The following is a 22,444-nucleotide window of genomic DNA, read 5'->3' as shown; positions in this document are numbered from 1 at the left end:
GGTCCCATTGTGGTTTTCGGGGCCAGCGGCTTCATTGGCGCCAACCTGTTTGAGCAACTCTTCCGCCTTCGACAGGATGTCTTCGCCCTTACTCACGACGCCACCAAAGCCTGGCGACTCAAACTCCTCGACGTACCCCCCGAGAATATTGTCCATTGCGACATACTCTCCCCCACCTCCGTCCAGGATGTGTTCGCCAAAATCAAGCCAAAGACCATCTTCAACCTGGCCGCTTATGGAGCCTACAGCAAACAAAAAAACGTCAGCCTCACCTACGAGACCAACGTCCTGGGCACGGTCAACATCCTGGAAAACTGCACCCCCCACATGGTCTACATCCATGCCGGTAGCAGCTCCGAGTACGGATTCAACTGCACCGCCCCCAAAGAGACCGACCCCGTAGAACCCAACAGCCACTACGCCGTCTCCAAAGTGTCGGGGGCCTATACGCTGGAATACTACGCCAGGGTTCACCAGCTCAACACCCTCAACCTGCGGCTCTACTCCATCTATGGGGGCTGGGAAGAACCCGACCGGCTCATTCCCCGCCTGGTGGAAGAGACTCGAAAAGGTCAACTGCCGCCACTCGTTTCGCCCGACATCAGCCGCGACTTTGTCTATGTCGATGATTGTGTCGACGCGTTTGTGCAGGCGGCATTACGGGTCAACGCCACCATTCGGGGACGCTCCTACAATATTGCCACGGGCCAGAAAACCACCATGCGCGAACTGGTGGAGGTGGCCCGCCAAACCTTCGGCCTGACCCAAGAGCCCGTCTGGGGCAGCATGTCCAACCGCAACTGGGACCTCTCCGACTGGTACGGGGATGCCACTGCCGCCCAGGCCGATCTGGGCTGGAAAGCCACTACCTCCCTGGGGGATGGGCTGCGCCAAACCGCTGACTGGCAACAGGCGCATGGCTATGAGGAACGGGTCATCCCCGCCTTCCAGACGCCCACCCTCAATCCGGTCATCTCCCCCATCATCGCCTGCTACAAGGACGCTCAGGCCATCCCCTACATGTATGAGCGACTGGTGAAAACCTTCAACGAGATGAAGGTGCGCTACGAGATCATCTTTGTCAATGACAACTCGCCCGACAACACCGAAGCCGTGCTGAATGAGATCTGTGCCAAAGACCCCAACGTGATAGCTATCAAGCATTCGCGCAACTTCGGCTCCCAGGCGGCTTTTCTGAGTGGGATGGAAATTGCCACGGGCGATGCGGTGGTGCTCATGGATGGGGATCTGCAGGACCCCCCCGAAGTGATTCCGAACTTCTACGCCCAGTGGCAGCAGGGTTTCGACGTGGTGTATGGGGTGCGGGTGCAGCGGGAGATGGCCCCCCACGTGCACTTCTTCTACAAGCAGTTCTATCGGCTCTTTAAACGGACAGCCTACATCAACATTCCGGTCGATGCGGGGGATTTTTCGCTGATCGACCGCAAGGTGGTGCGGGAGTTGGTGAACCTGCCCGAGACGGAGCAGTTTCTGCGGGGGCTGCGGGCCTGGGTGGGTTTCAACCAGACGGGGGTGGACTACGTGCGGCCCGAGCGGATGTTCGGGGTGTCGACCAACAACTGGACCAAGAACATCTGGTGGGCCAAGAAGGCGATTTTCTCGTTCAGTTTTGCGCCCCTGGAGCTGATGACGTATGCGGGTTTTGTGTTGACGGGGTTGTCGATGCTGGGCATCGTCTGGCAGATTGTCTCGCGGCTGTTGAATTTCGACCCGAATACGCCGTATGGGTTGTCGACGGTGATCATTCTGGTGATGTTTTTTGGGGGCATCAACCTGCTGGGCATCTCCTTTCTGGGCGAGTACATCAGCAAGATATTTGAGGAAACCAAAAAACGTCCAAAGTTCATTCGTACGATGGTCCGCAAAGGTCAGCGGGTTTATAAAACAGCCGCCGAAATCAATACATTGATCGAGCAGCGACGGAGTAAGTAAACTAATGTGGACTAAGGTCCATTTCATCAGCAAAAGACGGACGGTAGTCTGTATACGCTATGCGCAAAGAATTTTCAGCCGCTATCGAGAAAATCGCGCGGGAAGACGATAAAATAGTTTTCATTACGGGTGACCTGGGTTATGCTGCCCTCGAAAACGTAATGGAAGTGATGGGGCCACGTTTCATTAACGCGGGTGTTGCCGAACAGAACATGGTTGGTTTGGCGGCTGGTCTGGCCTACAAAGGCTACAAGGTGTTTTGTTATAGCATTGCGCCTTTTGTGGTGTATCGGTGTTTAGAGCAATTCCGTAATGATGTCTGCCTGCATAAAATGCCGGTTTTTCTGGTTGGTAACGGGGGAGGCTATGGCTACGGCATCATGGGAAGTACGCATCATGCCATCGAAGACCTGGCCTGCCTGAGCAGCCTTCAGAACGTAAATACCTACATTCCGGCTTTCGCCGACGAGGTAGCTCCTATGCTGGAACAAATTGTAGCGGAAGGGCGGCCAACGTACCTGCGACTGGGCGCGGGTCCCAACACGCCCGACGGTGCCGAAACGCAAGGTTCGTTCAAGCATATTGTGCGCAGCCCAGCCCCAATCGGTACGGTTGTCGCCCTTGGTCCTGTTGCCGCCAACGTACTAACGGCCCTCCAGGATGAACTGCTGATGAATCAGTTCGACGTTTTCACCGCAACGAATTTGCCGCTCGATTTACCATCCGATCTGGCTCACCGTTGGGCGGGGAAACCGTTGCTGGTGGTCGAAGAGCACGTATCGGTCGGTGGATTGGCACAACAGTTATCGGTTAAACTTCTTACGGATGGGGCCGCGCCGAGCCATTTCGTAAGTCTGACGGCCCAGGGTTATCCGAACGGTCTGTACGGTGATCAGAAATACCACCAGCAATTGTCGGGCCTCGATCCAGCCAATATTGCCCGGCAACTAGCCTCGTTTACAAACTAGTTTTTTTGTCCATTGCCAGTTTTATACGACACAAAACCAACTCGCCAGACTCGCCACGGGCTAGTCGGTCTTTCAATAGCAGGCATCCTGTTACTGATTCCAATCATCGTGTTCTGGTCGGTCTGGTCAACCTACGCGGTGGACGTACCAAAGTGGGACGATCAGGCGCTCAAAGCGTTTTTGTTTTATCTCGATTCCGAAACCTCAATTTCTGGTAAATTATACCAGTTTTTCAAGCAGCACAACGAACACCGTATCGTTTACGACCGCTTGATAACGTGGCTGGATTTCAGCTTGTTTGGCAAACTTAACTACCGCCATCTGATGATTGTGGGCAATCTGAGTTTAGTGGGTTTACTCGCTATTTTCGGGTTGGTATTCGGCCGTACCTTGTCGGCCCAGACCAAAAGTTTATCGAACAAATCTTCGTTCAGTCTCACCGATTGCCTGATTTATTTGCCACCCGTGGCGTTCCTGCTGCTGAATCTGTCGCAGTGGGAAAATATGTTTTGGGGGATGGCCGCGCTACAGAATTTCACGGTTGTGCTGTGGATCATTGGGGCCATTTATGCGCTCTGCTTTACGCAAAACCTCCCTCTTGCGCTGCTGCTGGCCATGGCTGCTACGTTGACCAGTGGGAATGGCATCCTCATCTGGCCCATTGGTTTTGCCATTCTGTTTCATCAACGTATACTGAACATCCGCGCTGGCTGGATTTCGTTAATAATCTGGGGCATAGCTGCTGTTGGCATAATTACATTGTATTTTGTTGGGTACGAAAAACCGGCCGGGAACCCGCCTGTTCGAGGGACTGTCTTTGATCTGCTGAAAGGGTGGTTTGCCTTCAATGGAGCAGCGGCCGAGGCATTTCCAATTGGGCCTGTCTTTGTTAGGTGTGTGCTGGTTGGCGGCATAGGCACACTGCTTATCCTGGGCATCTGGGGCTTTGTTTTGAAGAAATGGTTGAGCCATAACAAGCTTTCGCCATTCGATTATTTTTTTGTCGGTGTAACGGCGTTTCTGCTGGGTACGGCAGCCATTGTAGCCTGGTCGCGGGTGGGATTCGGCCTCAATACGCTTATTACCAGCCGTTATAAAGCGTATTCGCTCGTCCTGCTGGCTATTTTCTACAGTGCAGCTATTGTTTATACACAAGCCTCGTTCCGAAAGTGGGTACTACGTCTTGGCCTGTTGTTCAGCGTTGTTCTGATGGCCAGTTCCTATCGAGCTTATCAGGACGAAACGATCTGGTGGCGGCAATATTTACTGACAAAACAATTCAGTTGGTCCTATGGAACAAATAAGCCGATTCTGACTCTTGATTCCATTACCACTCATTACATCACGAACTCTCCGGCTTTTTATGACCGGGTATTACCTGATCTATACCGGTTGCCAACTGGACCACTTAAGCCACTTTCGTCGATAGAAAACACTAACCATAGGTTCACGTTGATCGACACAACAGCCTTTAATCCCGTTGGTCCCGACGCTGGTAATTATATCCTGTTACGTTCAGCCAGGCGTCTGTATTTATACCAGACCTCGCCGTATGTCAATCCTTCTCTGAAGGCCAGTCTGGGTCTTGCTGACTTGTTTATCAAAGGGTTTTCATGCCCCATTTCCGAAGTGGAGCTAGAGCCGGGAACGTATCAGATTGAGCGATTATTCGTAAAACCTGGCGGAGGAATTGAACGTTACCCGACAGGCCAAACACTCACAGCAACTCCACAAGCAAGTCAGGATATTGAGAAAAACTGGTAACTTTCGCTATGGCTTTGTCTGCACCATCTGCCCTTTACCACCCGAAACGAATAGCTACGTGGGATCGTTTTCTTCCGCTATTACTTATTGCATTACCAATTGTTTTGGTTGGTTGGGCCGTGTTGATGTATGCCCTGAATTTGCCTTTCTGGGATGATTTTCAAGTACAGGATCATTTACTGCTCTTAAAAAACAGTCCAGGTAGCCAAAAGTTGATCCATTTGTTCGACCAGCATTGGGAACACCGTATCGTATGGATGCGCCTGGTTTTTGCTTTTTATGCCCTGGTCAATGGCACATTGAACTACTACTGGCTGTCAGTCATTGGTATTATTGGCTTGTTGGTAGCGCTTGGTATTCTCTTTGCTATATTCCGGCAACTGTCGCTTCCGCTACTCTATTTTGTTCCGGTTCCGTTTTTACTGTTTACGCTGCAGTCGTACGAGAGCATGATCTGGGCAATGGCCTCTGTTCAGAATTTCTGGTTTCTGGCCTTTGCGTTGCTTGTATTTTACTGGCTGGCTCAGAACACTACCCGCACGCGAATGCTGGCATTAGGCATGGGCGCACTAGTCACGTTTTCGGGCGGGAATGGCCCAATAGTTATGGTTGCAGGTTTGCTGGTGCTGGCCTATCAGCGTCAGTGGCGTTTTGTTGGTTACTGGACTCTCGCAGCGGCAGTTTGTGTCACGGGATATTTTTACTCGTATCAGCGTATATCATTTTTCCCCTCACCATTCAAATACCCAGTTACTGACTGGATCAAAGCTTTCTTTGTTTTTCTGGGCTCTTTGGCGAATCCATGGCCTAATGCGGGTGCAGGCTTACTGAGTTATGAAAGTACCTTGTGGCTCACAACGGCAATGGGCGTATTAGTGACCATAGTGAGTGGGCGTTTTGTCTTTTCATTATTTCGACTTTTTAAGAAAGAGCAAGTTGATATACCCAGTAGTTTCTTCCTAGGCTGTATCCTGTTCATCGGGGCAACCGTTGCCATTACCGTCTATTCTCGTGTCGGTTTTGGTGGACCAGGTTATTTATTACATGGCCGCTACAAAGTCTACTCAGCACTGGCTTTATGCGTTGTTTATTTGATCAGTGTGTATACCTGGCAAAATAGGAAATCTCTACCTCGATACGTAGTAAGCATTATTATACTGTGTATCAGTCTGAGTTTACTCTCCGATTACCTTTGTCTCGAAGGCATGATCAACCAGCGTCGGCGGGTTGTTGCTGAGTACGTTAGCTATCTGGCAAACACACCGGCAGATCGCCAACAGGCCGCCAGGGAGGTTTTTGTTCCAACCAAGCCAAATTTTCTCAGCAACCAGATCAGTCAGCTAACCGACAAGTCCTGGTGGACAGCCCCTACAACGACCAGTATCGACAAAATCGATGATCAGCCGTTCATGTATACTATCGTTAAATCTGACGCAGTTAATCCCACCCTTCAGCAGCCAGATGATGGATCTTACATTTTCTTTAAAAGCGTAACGCACAGCTACTTGTTTGCAGCCCAACCATTACGGCCCACATCACCAATACTGACCGGATTCTCTGATTATTTTATGGCTAATGGATTCCAGGCGCAGGCTTTAAAGGAAAAATTAGAACCCGGGCGCTATCGAATTGGCATACTTACTCATCAGAATAACCGGATTGACCTTGCCATGACTAATCGATACGTTACTTTTACATCTTTATAAGTAGATTATATTCTTTGCCTTATCAGGATTTTCGTCAGAGGCCGTGGCATCCTTTCGCTTGTTGTTAGGAGCTTAGGTACTTTCCAAAAAAATCCGATAATTTGTTCTGACTACCTGTTAGTCGTAGGAATCCCATAAGCGTCGCATGCAACCAGTTCCGAAAGAAACCATACGAGAAATCCAGAAAGATAAAAATCACATCATCCAGTTGGATGGGGTCCGATTCCTTGCCGTCGCTTTAGTTTTATTTGATCACTGGACAGTTACCCACATCGAATTGCCGGTGGGCGCATTGGGTGCGTTAGGTGTTACCATCTTCTTCGTGCTAAGCGGTTTTCTGATCACACGTATTCTTCTTTCCAGCAAGGACAAACTCAGTAATCAACCCAACGGTGGCCTGTCGAAGTATTTAAAGACGTTCTACATTCGTCGAACCATCCGGATTTTTCCGGTTTACTATCTGACCCTGTTCATCCTGGCGCTTGTCAACGAACCGCCCGTTCGGCAAAAGTTCGCCTGGCTGGCGCTGTATGGCACGAACATCTACATTGCCATTTACCACACCTGGATGGGCACGGTGGACCATCTATGGTCCCTGGCCGTTGAAGAACAGGTCTATCTTATTCTGCCGCTTTTGTTCTTTTTCGTACCCCGCCGGTATGTGCCTCTAACCGGTCTCTGTATGATTATTGGCAGCGTCGGCCTCCGGTACGTATTATATCATGCCCACATGCCCTGGTTTACCGGGTATGTCTCAACACCTACCTGCCTGGATGCATTCGGGCTGGGCACGCTAATGGCGTATGGCTGGTTATACCAGCGCGACCTCTTTGTGCGGGTTTTTAAATCGTCAATCTGGGTTTGGTTCTTTTTACTGGCGTTTATCCTCCTGGGTATCCTAAACAACTGGATTGCGCTCGACTCGCCCCGGGGCTATCATAATATCGTCTCGGATGTATGGGAACGGCTGGCAGCTTCTGTGTTTGGCTTTTTTCTGATCGGCCGGGCGGTGCTGGGTTTTGGCGGTGTCATGAAATGGATACTCGAAAATCCCGTTAGCCAGTATCTGGGCCGTATTAGCTACGGTCTATATTTATACCATAACTTCGTGTTTAATGTATATCACACCCAGCAAACGCATTTCACCGTGCGGGCCTGGCGTCGGATTTCGGACGTTGTACCTTTTCTCAATAGCTCTTACTTTTTTCAATTTTCGTTCTATCTTTCCCTGACCATCCTGGTAGCCACAGTTTCCTGGTTTTTAATTGAAAAGCCAATTAATTCGCTGAAAGACCGCTATTCATACTGATCGAGCCACAGCTTATAGTCTCTGCTACAAATGAAATCTGGCATTCCGCTTAATAATGTCCTATTCAGCGGGGACGGTTAGCCACTAACAATTTCCTATATTTGTGGTATTAATAAGAACCAACATTCGGATTGGCTCTATTATATAGTCCAACTTAATTTAACCTGTTGACTGACGAATAACTGACGTACCGTTAACATCCTAAAGTACACTGAATGAGCCTCCTGCTGTCAATTGTAATGCCGGCTTACAACGAAGAAGAAGTAATTGAGACTGTTGTTAAGCAATGGACCGATTTGTTGACCCGTCAGTTTCCCGCCGGAAATACCCGCCTGATTGTCGTAAACGATGGTTCTCGCGACAAAACTGGTGATATACTAGATCAAATTAAAGACCGCTATCCCAAATTAATGGTGGTGCATCAGCCCAACGGTGGGCATGGTAACGCCGTTGTGAATGGCTACCGGCAAGCGGTCGCGCTGGACTCTGAATATGTATTCCAGACCGATAGCGACGACCAGTTCATTTCTGATGATTTTGGGAAACTCTGGGCCAAACGAAACGAATCGCCGTTTATCCTGGGTTACCGCGAAGAACGGTACGATGCCCCGGCCCGGTTGGTTATTACTCGGATTTTGCGACTGAGCATTGCATTCATTTACGGAACGTATATCATGGATAGCAATATCCCGTTCCGGCTCATTCGTGGTACCTTCCTTCGAAAACTACTGGCGCAATTGCCGACACCGACACCGTTTGCGCCCAATATTTTCCTGGCGGTCATGTCGAAAAAAGCGGGATTCAATACGTTCGATATTCCTATTACGCACAAAGAACGGGTTACGGGTACGGTCTCAATCCTGAAATGGAAACTGCTGAAAGTATGCATCCAGAGCTTTAAAGAGCTGGCGCAGTTCCGTTTCGAGCTTAGCGACAAAGTCAAAGCGCTCAAAAAGCCAGATCCCGTGATCGCCTAGATTGGTAATGGTGCAGAATATACTACGTATGATATATCGTTTCTCACCAGCTACATCAGAGATTAACTAGTCTACACCATATAGCTAATTCAACTCAACTCATGAATTATAAATATGTCATTATTGGCTCCGGGCCAACGGGGCTTGGCGCAGCTTATCGCCTGAAGGAGTTAGGGATTACTGACTTCATTGTTTTAGAGAAAGAAAATCGGATTGGGGGCTTATCCAAAAGCTTTGTCGATGAGAAAGGATTTACCTGGGACGTAGGTGGTCACGTGCAGTTTTCTCACTACAAATACTTCGATGAGCTGATGCTCAAAGCGTTGGGCGCTGATGGCTGGCTCACACATCAGCGCGAATCGTGGGTTTGGATCGAAAACCGCTTTGTGCCCTATCCGTTTCAGAACAACATTAAATACCTGACGCCAGAAACGATGTGGAAATGCCTCGAAGGTATCATCCACAATTACAAATTCCCCATCAACCAAAAGCCCGCTAACTTCCGCGAGTGGATTCTGGCGACCTTTGGTCCGGGTCTGGCCGAAACGTTCATGTTCCCCTACAACTTCAAAGTGTGGGCCTACCCACCAGAAGACATGAACGCCGTTTGGGTTGGCGAACGCGTAGCGGTCACTGATTTACAGCGGGTTACAAAAAACATAATTTTCGATCAGGACGATTTTTCCTGGGGGCCTAACAGTACGTTCCAGTTTCCTAAGAAAGGAGGTACGGGCGGTATCTGGGAATCGGTTGGTGATCTGGTCGGTCGTGAAAAGGTGAAACTTAACGCAACCGTTGAAAAAGTAATTGGTCCGGAGAAGAAGATCATTCTGGCTGACGGTGAAGAAATTCACTATGAATACCTGATGAATACCATGCCACTCGATTTGTTTACGCAACGCGTGGAAGGGCTGGATTCAGAAACCGTCCAATTGGCGCAGGGTCTAAAACACTCATCCACCAACGTAGTGGGGGTTGGGTTGAAAGGCAAACCCAAAGAAAGCCTGGAAACGATGTGCTGGATGTATTTTCCCGAATACAACAGTCCCTATTATCGCGTGACGGTGTTCTCGAACTACAGCCCAAACAACGTACCGGATATCAGTCAGAACTGGTCGCTTATGACCGAGACGAGCGAGTCGCTGGCCAAGCCAGTTAATCGCGAAACGCTGATTGATGATACTATTCGTGCTCTGATCGAAGATAAACTAATTGAATCGGCCGACGATGTGATCTCAACCTTTCATATGGCGTTCGATTATGGGTATCCCACCCCATCGGTTGAACGCGATGGCATTCTGAAAGCTGTACTGCCCAAACTGGAACCCTTTGGTATCTATTCGCGGGGTCGGTTTGGCGCCTGGAAATACGAGGTCAGTAATCAGGACCACTCGCTGATGCAAGGGGTTGAATGGGCTAACCGCGTAGCGGCCAATATTCCCGAAGTAACGATGCCTTTCCCAGAAACCGCTAATGCGATGTGGGGAAAATAAGTATGCCAGTTAATAGTCGATAGTCATCAGTCGATAGTCGTCAGTGAAATACTAATGACTATCGACTGATGACTATCGACTATTAACTATTTTTAAACTATGAACAAGCGTCTCTGGATTGGTGTCGGTGCTGTAATGCTGCTGATTGGTGGATGGTTCGGCTATCGACAAGTGTTTCCCGCCGTTCGTACTGTCGGGTCACTCATACCACCAGGTGCCTTATTAGTCTTGGCAAGCGACCGGCTTCAGGACACAGTTTCGGCACGCGCACTACGTAATGAAATGTCGTTGCGACAGATTCCGGTCTTCGACGAAGCCCGCCAGCGCGTCGATCGATTCCTCTACGCAACAGCCGATTCGGCTACGGTTCTAAAATTCGTTGAAGGACGTAATATCCGGTACTCGCTCCACTCCATTTCCAAAACAACGCTTGATTTCATCTTTTACATCCCGATCAACGACTCAGATCAACCGTTTCTGAATTTAGTAACCAAGCCCGATCCTCGCCAGTATCGAGTATTAAACCACATGTTTTCGGGCGAAAAAATTCTGGATCTGGTCACGCGCGCGAATGATCCCGTCGGCTCATTTATCCTGACTGACGGCTTTCTGATTGGCAGCGTATCGGGTATTCTCATTGAGAATGTTGCCAAACGGATGCACCAGTCACTGAAACTGGCTCAGACAGAACCCACTTTTCGGGTCAATTCGGATAATCTGGCGGCTGTTTCGGTTCGACCCGACGTTTTTCAATCATTATTCAGCAACGTAGGGTCACTGGTTCGGCTTTTCTTGCCCGAGGAGCTAAACCTGCAATTCCGGCAATCAGCTTCTCCTTCTCATATCATTGGCTATGCAGTCGACCAGATTGGTGGTCGACGCGACGTAGCAGCCTTATTTGCCGGACAAGCCCCCCGGCGGATTCAACATGCCTACCTGATTCCGCAAACGACGGCGACTCTCTACCACATCGGCGTCAGCGATGCCCGACGTTTTGGCCGCTCGCTCAGTCAATTACTGGGATCAGCCTCCAGTGATTTCCTGCGTGACCGTTTTGACCAGATTAAGCCTGTAGCAAGGGCTCTCTATCAGTCATTAGGCACCGACCTTATGCTTTGCCGCATGGAATCGCCCACTGGTGATCTGCGGCAAGTAATGATTATTACGGCCCAAAACGGCAAGCAGCTCGCCAATCTCTACCAGCAGGTGGCCTATAAAGCAGGCGCCAAAGCTTCGGCTGCTCCAAAGTCATTTCTGGGTCATAAATTGCTGCTACTGAACGTATCAGAATTACCCGCGTCGCTATTTAGTAGTCTCTTTTCGGGCTTTTCGCAAAGTTGGATCACGCAGCATGGCACGTCGTTACTCGTAGCAAACAGTGAAGAAACCATGCAGGATTACCTGCAACAAATACAACGAGGAGCCATTTGGACCGCCGATCAACGGCAAGCCGAATTACTAAACATAACCTTACGGCCCGCTAATTTCACGGCCTTCGTTCGCCTGAATCGGGCCCATACCGCCGTTCCTACCACCTGGCCGCTTGCCTGGCAAAACCTACTGGATAAGGCCGATCCAACTACCGGCAGCGCAGCCCTGGCGAACTTAGAAAATATGGCATATCAGGCCAGCTACGGCAATGAGAATATCCAGTCAACGGTCGTCCTGGGACGTACTACCCGTCGGGCCAGCCGGGCAGTACTCAACAAATTACTGTTGCAAAAGAGAACGGTTTTCAATGCTCCACTGATCTCAGCACCTATCGTAACCGGAAGCCTTAGCGATAGCTTATCCCAGTTTTATGCGCAGAGTAATGCGGGTGAGTTTGTATTGGTGACACCTGAAGGCGATAAAATCGTCCAAAGCAGAACGGATGGGCCGATTCGCAGCAATGCGTTGGGGGTTGATTTTCTCAATAATGGTCGGTTGCAATACCTGTTTATGACCGACCGGACGCTGTACATTGCAGATCCGGCACGTAGCAGAAAGACCGTTAGCCTCCAATCGATCCCGTTACCGAAAGGGATTGATGTAACGTATCTGGCTCGCCCACACGGCAGCCAGCAACGGAATCTGATAGCCTTGTTCGCTCACGAGGACGGACACATTTATGCGCTGGATCGTCAACGACGAACGTTTGTTCAGTTAATAATGGCTCCCCGAAAAGGGCCTTTGCAATTGCCCTTTCAGGTTATAACGACGCCAACGGGCATGGACGTCCTGGCCATACAGGCGGATGGCACATTGAATCACTGGCACGAAAACGGCAGGCAATACCCGCATTTCCCCGCCCGAATCGAACGTACCAATGAAGAAGAACCCGAGGTTCATTTCACCGGTACAGCCTTACTGCCACCCGGTCAGACAATGATTCAAACCATCACCGAGGAAGGCCAGTTGATAGCCTTGAACAGTAACGGATTAATCGCCAAACGGACGCAATTATATCGACCCGTTCGCAGGGCTTCGTTTCGGTTGTTTCCCGATGAAGACCAGACAAATTGGCTGATTCTTCGCGCTAGCGACACAGAATTAACTGTACTAGACCAGCAGGGACAACGCCGTTTTGACGTACGGGCGCTGCAATCGGGACGTAATAACATTCGCTATCATCGGCTCGGTGCGGGTGTTGAGCTAATCAGTGTGAAATCGGGCGGCTACACTACGTTATATGATATGAACGGACGGATTATTGGTGACCGGCCCATTCCAGGCGAGTTTCCGGTAGCCCTGCAATTCGACGAGCGTTCAAACGAGGTTTATATTCTCAGTGGAGCCAAACAAGCTGTACAATTATTTAGCATCCGATTAAGATAGCCCGGAGCGTGGGGCATGGAGCAATCTCTTATCCCCATGCCACATGCCACATGCGTATATTTCGTTACCTACTTTTATTGTTTGCCCTAGTGCTCTGGGGCGCTGGTTTGTCCAGCACCGTATCCCACTGGCTCTATAAAACTGGTTTGATCGTCGATGACTACCGGTTTGGTGATTTATATCGGCTTTCGGCATTACCTCAGTTTAAGCAGAAGCAACCCATTTGTCCGCCCTCCAATCGGTCGAGTGACACCGCATCAACCCACCTCTATCTTATTGGCGACAGTTTCTCGGAACCGCAACGCCTGAGCGAATCTGACTTTCGGGTGAGTCATTTTCAGCGCGTGGCCTGGGAACATCCGCAACGGATACAGCTTGATCCTAACAAACGAAACGTATTGCTGATTGAGTCCGTGGAGCGGCATTTTCGGGAACATTTCGCGATTCCAGTCAATGAATTAATCGTTGAGAATGATACCAGCCAGACGCCCAATCAACAATCATCGCTGAGTCAGCAATGGAACAGAGAATTTCATCGTAAAGATGTTGAGGAGCGGCTTGAATCAGCGCTGTTCAGTCACGACTGGGCTTTCTGGATCAAAGAGTTCAAAGCTGCGTTGACGCTAAACTGGTTCGACCGGGCCTACACGAGCGTTAGCCTTTCGAAGGACAAAAAAAATGTGTTTCTGCATTCTGATACTGATACGAGTAAAGTCCTAAACTCGTCGTTCTCAATATTAACTGACCGCGAGGTGAATGCGCTGGTCGACAGTGTCAATACAACCGCTGAGCGATACCAAAAGCTGGGGTTCGATGAGGTGTATTTATCTCTTATTCCAAATAAAGCCAGCATTCTGGAACGGAATCGGGGCGACTACAACCACCTGATCGAGCGAATCCAGAACAGCCCCCGGCTGAAGGTTCCAGCCGTCAATACGTATGATTCATTCCAGAAAAACGCTACGTTAGTGTATCTAAAAAGCGATACGCACTGGAGTTGCAACGGGCGAGCCATGTGGCTCACTCTGGTACGAGAGAAATTAGGGATTTAGCGAATCAATAAGCCGTAATCAAACTTTCGGCAGGGATATTCAAAATTGAATGAAGCTTGCGAATCATCTCCAAACTAAGCTTTCTTTTACCGCTTAATATTTCGGATTGGCGACTACGCGTTCCCAGAATCTTGGCTAATTCACTCTTGTCTTTTCCCAACTGCTCCAACCTAAAAGTAATAGCATCTATCGGACTTGGTGGTGCTATCAGATAATGTTTATTCTCATAATCTTCTATAAATAAAGCAAGAGCCTCCAGTTCGTCCGACTCGGGAGAGTTATCAACCAAGTCTATCTGCATGAGATTAAAAACCCGCTCTAAAGCGGCTTCGTACTCCTCTTCGGTTTTAATTACTTTTAACATACATGACAGTCTTTACATTTATCTTATTATATTCAGCATGGGTCCCAATCCAGACAATAAAAACAAGCTTTTTCTTGAATTCTACATCAGCAACCAGTCTGAATGAATTCCCCTTTATATTAAAAACAAACCGTTTGCCCGTTATTACATCTGCACTCGGATAAGCAGCGATAACATCGCTAGGCTTTTCCCAATCAGCAACTTCGGCTTCTTTTGAAAATGCTTCTAAGCTTCCTTTTGCGGCAGAATGAACTTTATAATAATTGACAATCGTCTTTTTCGCGATTAATCTCATTGGAACGTAGCATCTTTAACTTTTTTAAAGTTATTCATGTCCATTTTTGATGAGAGAAAAAGAGAAATGCCAAACGCCGTCGCTCCCAATACGGGAACAAATATACAAACCTAAAGTTCAGTAAGGGAGATACTTCTCGAATTACAATCTGTAAAATTTAACGACAATTACGTAAAACGCTACGTTAGTGTATCTAAAAAGCGATACGCACTGGAGTTGCGACGGGCGAGCGATGTGGCTCACTCTTGTATGAGAGAAATTGGGTATTTAGTGTGAAATACCTTTGCAACTAAAATCAGGAACTTAGTTCTAAACTGACAGATAAGGCAGGTAAGGTTCTAATTTGCCCGTGTCCCGGAAAGCTGACACCTGGTTAAGTTGGCTGTTGTAGGCGTTGTATTTGAGTTCGACGTAGAAATCGCGAAGGTTATACAGCAGAAAAATGTTTTCGTCTTCGTATCGATTAGCGAGGATATCGCCCGCGAAGTAAAGGGTGTCGAGTTGCTGGTCGGCGGGGAGCTGAGTAAAATCGGCGGGCTGCATAGACATTTGGGGTTGACAGGCGAAATAAGCGAAAGTCGGGCGACTCACCAAATGAGTCGCCCGACTTTATATACTACACTAAAACACTAATAGAATACAACTAAAACAGTACAGAGCTAAATCATTATAGTACAACTCATTTCTACAAGCTAATTTTATTTAATTGATCGCAGTATTTTCCTGATTAACTTCATTATGTAGGCTATCCAACACGCAGACCAGGCAAATTCACATAACTCAGTTATTGAAGCATAGATTTCACTAAAATATACCATGCAATAGAAGTACAATACGTTTATTAGCAGTATCCGTTATAATTGCATTTCACTGCCTCTTAAGAACATACATGAACTACGACCGTATTTACCAGTATCGCTTTCAGCAAGTTTCCCATGAGAAAAAGAAAGTTATATGGTCCATTATTGCCCATTATTTCTATGGCCTACTTGGTAAGCCTAAGCGGATTCTTGACTCAGCCGGAGGTATGTGTGAGTTTATTAATGCAGTGCCCAGTGAAGAACGTTGGACAGTTGATATAGTTGATGCCATCAGAAAATTTGCCGCACCCGAAGTTAACCTTATTATTGGCGATGTATTGACAGTGGATTTACCTAAAAACTACTTCGATGCTGTGTTCATTTCTAATTTTCTTGAACATCTCCGTAGCCAGGAAGAAGTTGCCTTCTTTCTTGAGCGAATGTATGGTTGCTTAAAGCCAGGCGGGAAAATCGGCATTATTGGCCCCAATTTTAAATATTGTTACCGCGAATATTTTGATTTTGCGGACCATACCGTTGTTTTATCTGAACTGGGTGTCGCCGAACATCTGTATGGCGCTGGCTTTACCATTGAAAAGTCTTATTCTCGTTTTTTGCCCTTATCATTCCGGGGAGGTTTACCCATTCACCCAACGCTGGTGAAGTTATACATGCACATGCCGTTTGTCTGGAAAATTTTAGGCAAGCAATTTCTATTCATTGCCCAGAAGTCGCCATCGAAGCCGTAGAGGCCTAGTTATTCATGGTAATTCTCTTAGTTCATGGGCACGGTTTGTGGACTAAATCCCTAACACCAGAAGTTTAATCCACAAATCGTACACCATTTTCACTTGCAACCATCAAGCCTGGCTCTATAGCTAAATTGCTCGATCAGCCTTTCATCACAAACTTTTTAACTAATCTTCACTTCCTTACCCGATTTGGCTGCGGCATAAATAGCCTCTACAATTTTGATGTCGCGCAGGCCTTCTTCACCCGGTGCCATCATTGGCTTTTTGTTCATGATGGCCAACGCATCGTCGTCCATTTGCATGGTCTGCTGCATAGGTACTTCATACGGATGCTCTATTTTCCCTCCGCCACTCCAGATTCCTTTTTGACCGTTGTAAGCTGAGTACGGCTCCAAACGCAAGCTCCCTTTCGAGCCTGTTACGTCCAGGAAATTCATATTCATACCGTAGCTGGTCTGAACAGATGCCCGTGCACCACTCGGAAAGATGAGCTGCGCCATGGACGTTTCATCGAGGCCGTTTTTATAGACATCGGGACGGCTTGTATATTGCTGGGCGGTAACGGCAATCGGTTCCTCACCCGTTGCCAGCCGCGCTCCCTGCAATACGTAGACACCCATATCGTACATGACGCCCCCGCCCATTTCTTTCTTTTGTTTCCAGTGATTGGTACGCGCGTCATAATAACCAGCCGCGCAACTCACCATCAGGATTTTACCAATTTTTCCATCACGTAATCCCTTCACATATTCCTGCGTATTGGGCTCATGATGAAGTCGGTAGCCAACCGCCAGCGACACCTTGTTTTTAGCGCAGGCATCAATCATATTCTGGCATTCCTTCGCCGTAACGGCCATTGGTTTTTCAACCCAAACGTGCTTACCCATTTTAGCCGCCCGCACTACGTATTCTTCATGCATGGAAGGGGGCAGTACTACGTATATGACGTCGATATCGGGGTTATTGGCAATCTGATCAAACGTCTGATAGGAATAAATATTCTTGTCGGGAATATTGTACTGCTTTTTCCACTTCTCCGCCTTTTCGGGCGTTCCCGTTACAATACCGGCGAGGTAGCAATTCTTCGTTTTTTGCAGCGCGGGAGCCAGCAGGTCGGTGCTGTAATAACCCAGACCAACAAGGGCAACCCCGAGTTTGTCCTTGGCAGGCCGGGTGGCAGACCAGAGGGTGCCGGGCGAGATCGTTGTAGCTAACCCAGCGAGCGCAGTCGTATGCAGGAAGGTTCTGCGGGATGTCATGATTTAGGATTTAAGGTTTCAGGTACTCAAACTACGAACTTCAAACGGTAACTCAAAAACTTCTCTATCGAACCGGCTTATTAAGCTTTTTTGTTAGCAATAGGCGTTCTAACCATGGAACGCCCTATTTTTGCCCCATGTCTAAGAACGTCAACATCGGTTTAATCCAGATGAGTTGCTCGGCGGATGTCGAAGTCAATATTCAGAAAGCCATCAGCGGCATTCGTGAAGCGGCCCAAAAAGGGGCTCAGATTGTCTGTTTGCAGGAATTATTCACATCGCTGTACTTCTGCGACATAGAAGATCATCATAATTTCAGCTTGGCGGAAGCGATACCTGGCCCAACAACCAACCGCTTAGGCGAACTGGCGGGTGAGCTGGGCGTCGTTATTGTAGCGTCGCTGTTCGAGAAACGGGCTCAGGGCCTGTATCATAACACAACGGCGGTCCTGGACGCCGACGGAACGTATCTGGGAAAGTATCGGAAGATGCACATTCCCGACGATCCGGGCTATTACGAGAAGTTTTACTTTACACCCGGCGACCTGGGCTACAAGGTTTTCGATACAAAATTTGCCCGCATCGGGGTGCTCATCTGCTGGGATCAGTGGTATCCTGAAGCAGCCCGCATTACGTCGCTCATGGGTGCCGAAATTCTATTTTACCCAACGGCCATCGGCTGGGATACCAACGAACCCGATCCAAAGCAGAATGAGGAACAATACAATGCCTGGCAAACGATCCAGCGGAGTCATGCCATTGCCAATGGGGTGCACGTAGTGGCCGTGAACCGGGTTGGACGCGAAGCCGATCAGCAATTCTGGGGTGGCTCGTTCATCAGCAATCCGTTCGGATCGCTGCTTTACCTGGCCCCGCATGATCAGGAACTGGTTCACGTCCAACAGGTTGACCTTGCTGCATCAGAAAAGTACCGGACTACATGGCCCTATCTCCGCGACCGGCGAATTGATTCCTATCAGCCAATCACAAAGCGGTATATCGACGAATAACAGGCCGTTACCGCAGCAGTTACCACCCATTTCCTCTTTTTATCTGTGAAGCTATTTATGAAACTAATTGCCGTGCTTCTGGTAGGTAGCCTGGCAGGTGCAGGCTATTGGTTTTTATACGCTACCCTTCCCGATCCCGTAGGTGTAGAACTTGAAGGCCCACTTCCTGCCCAAACGCAACTGTCGGCCACTCCGCGCACGAAGTTTACGCCCAACACCCGAAAAGGGTACTACAACATCGACGTAGTAGGAGACTTCTCGGTGCCCGAAACCAAAAAGATTATCTTCAATGGGGCTGGGCGGAACCTACATGTCAAAGAAGATCGGGCAAAAATTTTCCGACGGGGTTTTACCGCCGTTGATCGGGGGCGGATGGTGCCCGATGTTGAATTCTGGTCGGGCGATTATCCTCCGGCAGGCTGGAAAAGCCAACTGAAAATCAGCCAGCGGTCAACCATTCTTTACCAGAATTACTTCAGGGATTCGTTTGGCATAGGCTGGGCCGCCGACAACAGTAAAGCCGCCGAGGTTATCTATCAATACCCGCCAAATGCTCAGGACACGCAAAAAAGTTTGTATCAGGCAGCGTCAGACCTAAAAGGTGGTTGCGTTGGTTTTGGCGATTGTCCGCAGACGGGCTGGAAAAGTACGTACGGAACCATTGTGCTCGATATAGAAAACAATTACAACATCCGAAACGAGCAGGAGCAGGCGAATCTGTACACCTTCATGGCGAAAACCATCAAGGAAAACAGTAGCCCCCAGACAGACCTTGGCTCTATCGACCCGACGCCACACAATAGCTACGGTTACGCCAAAGCTCAGGATTATACAGCCAAACCCGATTTATACTGGACGTTGCCCGCCAAACACACAGCGACAAGCAAACAGCGTGGCATGCCCGACGATATTGTGGGGAAGACCTACGCCGACTACGCTGATTTTCAAATGCCGGGAACGTATTACCTATACCCCGAACTTGACTATTCATCGAGCCATAACAGTAATGGCGACCGCCACTGGCTCGCGGCTCTGCTGGGTGAGCAGGAAGTCAATATGAAACTATCGCCCAAGAAACGTATCGCCTGGCAATGGCTCTTCAATACGCAGAACGGCGAATTCCCCAAAAGCGCCAAAGCCGAACACCCTGCTCCACCCGCCATTGCAGAAGGTATGGCTATCTTTTACTGGTTTACAGGCGCTTACGGCGTGTTGTTCTGGGACGATCACCAGGACCTGATGCCGGATCAACCCACGCCTACAGACTATAACCAGCAGGGCACGGGCAACGACCGGAATTATGCCTGCTATGAACATTACATTCATGGACTCTGGCGCCTTTTCGGACACCACAGCGACCTGTTCAACGGCAAAGAAAAGTACCTGAACGAAGCAACCGAGTGTTCGTATGATGGCGGAAAAACCTGGTACGGTTACAATGCGAATCAGCTCAAAACGAAAGACTTACCTTTCGTAAGGGCCATAGTCAATGGCAATCAGATTTTGGTAGCTGCAACGAAAGCCTATGCCCAACCGGGTCAAATGGCCCAGGTAATGGTGCGCTACGTGCAAAACGGCTACAAATTTTATACGACGATTCAACTTAAGGGCGATGAAATTTACCTTGGCCGAGCGACTATGAAGCAATAGAGAAGTACCCGTCAGTAACGCAGTATGCGATCCACTTTCTTAATCCAGCATGTACTTCCTCTTATTAATTGTTTCATTTACAGCCACAACGCTTTGTCTGTTTTCACTATATGAAGCACGAAATGGACCTTATACAGCCATCCGGCTCTCATTTCTAATAAGTTTGATACTCCATGCCGTAGTTATTTTTCTCTACAATGAGATCTTTTCTTATTTCAACCTGATTACCCCGCTGACGGCCCGTATATATTGGCTTGTCATGGCTCTGGCAACGGGCGGCTGGCTCTTCTACACCCTGCGAGGCAACATTAGCGTACGCCACCTGTACAGGCAGGTTGAAGGAATACTACGACTCACTCACATTGATGGACGTTCACGCTTTTTAGTTTATACCGGACTGGTATTGGTGATTTTACCGTTGCTGGCACTCGCCCTGTATGCTCCGCCGAATAATTACGATTCGCACCACTACCACCTCAGCCGGGTACTTTATTGGCTGGCCGACCAAAACCTGGACCATTTTCCCACCATGCACGTCCAGCAGTTGTACCACAACGTATTTGCCGAATACCTGATTCTTCATTCGTTTCTGCTCGTCGGCTCCGATCAACTGGCGAATTTATTTCAGTTTGGCGCTATGTTGGGCTCCGTAGTGGCCGTTAGTCTGTTGGGGAAATGCCTGGGGTTAACGTATCGGGGGCAGTTACTGGCCGGTATTCTGATGGCGTGTCTGCCAATCGGCCTGTTTGAAAGTACCACCACCCAGAACGATTACGTAGCCTGTTTCTTTTTCATCAGCTTCGTGTTCTTTGGTTACTGGTTTCTCGACCGTCCCACTCGCCTGACGCTGGCCTGGTGTCTACTTTCCTTAGTATTTGGCGGTTTTACGAAATATACGATCCTCTTTTTTGCTCTTCCTTTCGTTCTTTATTTCGCCTGGATGATCATCAAAAAACAGGGATTTCTGTTTGGACTGGGAACCCTGACAGGAGCTGTACTGCTTTTCGGATTGATCTTTGCCCCCTTTTTCAGCAGAAATTACGAGGCTTTCGGCTCCATCATGAGCCCGAAGGAAGATGCTCGACTGGTGTCGGAAAAAATTCCGGTTGACAAGTTTTCGGTTCCGTATTCTATTTCAAACGTCATCAAAAATGCCGGGCTGCACATTGGATTGCCCTATCAGCCCTATAATCGCCGGGCCGAATCGGTCGTAGCGGGCATCCATCGCTTGTTGGGGGTACCTTTATCAGAGCCAGCCATTAGCAAAGACGTTTTCACAGTCAAGTTCTCGATGCAGGAAGATATGGCGCCCAATACGTTCCATTTTTTTTTGCTACTGATAACGGCTCTGATCTTGTTCTTCCATCGGGGGCACTGGTCCGCTAAATTAATGTTCGGGCTGGGGCTACTGGGGTTCGTGTTCTTCAGCAGCACGTTTAAATTTCAGCAATTCAGTTCGCGGACACACATGCCTTTCTTTGCCATTGGCTGTGTCATTTCAGCATATACGTTTCAAGCCGTTCTGAAGCGAACCGGCTTTTATCTGGTGCTGATACTTTACGTTTTGTCTCTGACGGTGGTGTTGGGAAATCCAGGAAAAATGGTCGTACCCATGCGGTATCTGGGAAAGCGGCTCGTAGCCTACATACCCAGCTCCATTTGTTCGGAAAATGCGAATCAGCGGCAACTATTTCAGCAAGTGCTTGGTCCTTACTATGTTCATACGGCTACTTCTTACGCCCAATGTTATTCAGTACGCCGGGCTTATACCTATAATGAGCGCAAAACGATCTTTCATAAGCTCGACTCTATCGATTACTACAAACACGATAAAGAAGAAAGTATTTTATTTGAAAGCCGTGCGCAGGCTTACTTTGCCAATCACATCAGCGAGTACGACGACTACGCACCACTCCTGCCCTACGTCGGCCCCGATGTCCAGAATATAGCCATGATGTTCAATAACGATTCTGGCTTCTATCACTACTGGAGTGCACTTAGCCTGCAAGTCGATCACCCGATTCGCATGGCCTACAATCGCTACTTTAGTGAATACGCTGATTTACCCAATGCCAAACGACCGTTCTGTTATAACTATATACTGACCAATGACATCACACTGGTTCATGAGCTAATTAAACCAGATGCCATCGCGGACATGCATTCGTCGGGTAAATTAATCCTGATTCACCTCAAACAACCTTCCTGTCAGACGTACCAGTTCTGACCGTTAATTAACTTTGGCGTGTCAACTAGCGTTTGATTTCGATATATT

At 48.6% G+C, this 22,444-nt stretch carries 17 protein-coding genes; 13 read left to right on the top strand and 4 right to left on the bottom strand.

The annotated features are described in order from the left end of the window. From BM202_RS26250 to BM202_RS26210, 9 genes are all read left to right on the top strand, one after another. Nucleotides 1-1,953 (top strand): NAD-dependent epimerase/dehydratase family protein (locus BM202_RS26250; protein ID WP_093831796.1); only part of this gene is annotated, 1,953 nt, incomplete at its 5' end. Between the two features lie 59 nt (nucleotides 1,954-2,012). After that, complete coding sequence (locus tag BM202_RS26245; RefSeq protein ID WP_093831782.1) at nucleotides 2,013-2,921, top strand: transketolase family protein; 909 nt, start codon at nucleotides 2,013-2,015, stop codon at nucleotides 2,919-2,921. Between the two features lie 12 nt (nucleotides 2,922-2,933). Further along, nucleotides 2,934-4,685 (top strand): hypothetical protein, encoded by a 1,752-nt coding sequence (locus tag BM202_RS26240; RefSeq protein ID WP_093831780.1) that lies wholly within the window; start codon nucleotides 2,934-2,936, stop codon nucleotides 4,683-4,685. 8 nt (nucleotides 4,686-4,693) lie between these two features. Next, entirely contained in the window at nucleotides 4,694-6,391 is a 1,698-nt protein-coding gene (locus BM202_RS26235) for a hypothetical protein (RefSeq protein ID WP_143100757.1), read from the top strand. Between the two features lie 145 nt (nucleotides 6,392-6,536). After that, nucleotides 6,537-7,700: an acyltransferase family protein gene (locus BM202_RS26230; protein ID WP_093831776.1), complete on the top strand. Its 1,164-nt coding sequence runs from the start codon at nucleotides 6,537-6,539 to the stop codon at nucleotides 7,698-7,700. A 215-nt stretch (nucleotides 7,701-7,915) separates the two neighbouring features. Beyond that, nucleotides 7,916-8,677 (top strand): glycosyltransferase family 2 protein, encoded by a 762-nt coding sequence (locus tag BM202_RS26225; RefSeq protein ID WP_093831774.1) that lies wholly within the window; start codon nucleotides 7,916-7,918, stop codon nucleotides 8,675-8,677. A gap of 101 nt (nucleotides 8,678-8,778) precedes the next feature. Further along, nucleotides 8,779-10,170, top strand: a complete 1,392-nt coding sequence (locus tag BM202_RS26220) for a protoporphyrinogen/coproporphyrinogen oxidase (RefSeq protein WP_093831772.1) — start codon at nucleotides 8,779-8,781, stop codon at nucleotides 10,168-10,170. A 99-nt stretch (nucleotides 10,171-10,269) separates the two neighbouring features. Beyond that, nucleotides 10,270-12,987: a hypothetical protein gene (locus BM202_RS26215; protein ID WP_093831770.1), complete on the top strand. Its 2,718-nt coding sequence runs from the start codon at nucleotides 10,270-10,272 to the stop codon at nucleotides 12,985-12,987. Nucleotides 12,988-13,037: 50 nt separating this feature from the next. Continuing rightward, complete coding sequence (locus BM202_RS26210) at nucleotides 13,038-14,039, top strand: hypothetical protein (RefSeq protein ID WP_093831768.1); 1,002 nt, start codon at nucleotides 13,038-13,040, stop codon at nucleotides 14,037-14,039. Between the two features lie 4 nt (nucleotides 14,040-14,043). On the opposite strand, the gene BM202_RS26205 is transcribed toward BM202_RS26210, so the two are convergent. The 3 genes from BM202_RS26205 to BM202_RS26195 form a co-directional block, all read right to left on the bottom strand. Beyond that, a complete protein-coding gene (locus tag BM202_RS26205) occupies nucleotides 14,044-14,403 on the bottom strand; it encodes a helix-turn-helix domain-containing protein (RefSeq protein WP_093831766.1) in 360 nt (119 codons plus the stop codon). Further along, nucleotides 14,387-14,698, bottom strand: a complete 312-nt coding sequence (locus tag BM202_RS26200; RefSeq protein WP_093831764.1) for a type II toxin-antitoxin system HigB family toxin — start codon at nucleotides 14,696-14,698, stop codon at nucleotides 14,387-14,389. The genes BM202_RS26205 and BM202_RS26200 overlap by 17 nt, the downstream gene beginning before the upstream one ends. 309 nt (nucleotides 14,699-15,007) lie before the next feature. Continuing rightward, nucleotides 15,008-15,241, bottom strand: a complete 234-nt coding sequence (locus tag BM202_RS26195) for a hypothetical protein (RefSeq protein ID WP_093831762.1) — start codon at nucleotides 15,239-15,241, stop codon at nucleotides 15,008-15,010. Between the two features lie 346 nt (nucleotides 15,242-15,587). Between BM202_RS26195 and BM202_RS26190 the strand changes: the two genes are divergently transcribed. Then, nucleotides 15,588-16,247 (top strand): class I SAM-dependent methyltransferase, encoded by a 660-nt coding sequence (locus BM202_RS26190; RefSeq protein ID WP_093831760.1) that lies wholly within the window; start codon nucleotides 15,588-15,590, stop codon nucleotides 16,245-16,247. A 164-nt stretch (nucleotides 16,248-16,411) separates the two neighbouring features. Here BM202_RS26190 and BM202_RS26185 read toward each other — a convergent pair whose 3' ends face one another. Further along, nucleotides 16,412-17,509, bottom strand: a complete 1,098-nt coding sequence (locus BM202_RS26185) for a Gfo/Idh/MocA family protein (RefSeq protein ID WP_093831758.1) — start codon at nucleotides 17,507-17,509, stop codon at nucleotides 16,412-16,414. Nucleotides 17,510-17,646: 137 nt separating this feature from the next. On the opposite strand from BM202_RS26185, the gene BM202_RS26180 reads away from it, so the two are divergent. The 3 genes from BM202_RS26180 to BM202_RS26170 are packed head-to-tail and all read left to right on the top strand — an operon-like array spanning nucleotide 17,647 to nucleotide 22,396. Then, the gene (locus BM202_RS26180) at nucleotides 17,647-18,519 is read left to right on the top strand and encodes a carbon-nitrogen hydrolase (protein ID WP_093831756.1); all 873 of its coding nucleotides are present in this window, start codon (nucleotides 17,647-17,649) and stop codon (nucleotides 18,517-18,519) included. A gap of 57 nt (nucleotides 18,520-18,576) precedes the next feature. Further along, nucleotides 18,577-20,169: a hypothetical protein gene (locus BM202_RS26175; protein WP_093831754.1), complete on the top strand. Its 1,593-nt coding sequence runs from the start codon at nucleotides 18,577-18,579 to the stop codon at nucleotides 20,167-20,169. Nucleotides 20,170-20,218: 49 nt separating this feature from the next. Next, entirely contained in the window at nucleotides 20,219-22,396 is a 2,178-nt protein-coding gene (locus tag BM202_RS26170) for a hypothetical protein (protein WP_143100756.1), read from the top strand. Nucleotides 22,397-22,444 lie beyond the last annotated feature (48 nt).

It is taken from the genome of Spirosoma endophyticum (assembly GCF_900112365.1).
In the GTDB taxonomy this organism is placed as follows: Bacteria; Bacteroidota; Bacteroidia; order Cytophagales; family Spirosomataceae; genus Spirosoma; species Spirosoma endophyticum.
The sequence above is the reverse complement of the archived record's forward strand: the minus strand, read 5'-3'. Positions and strand labels throughout refer to the sequence as shown.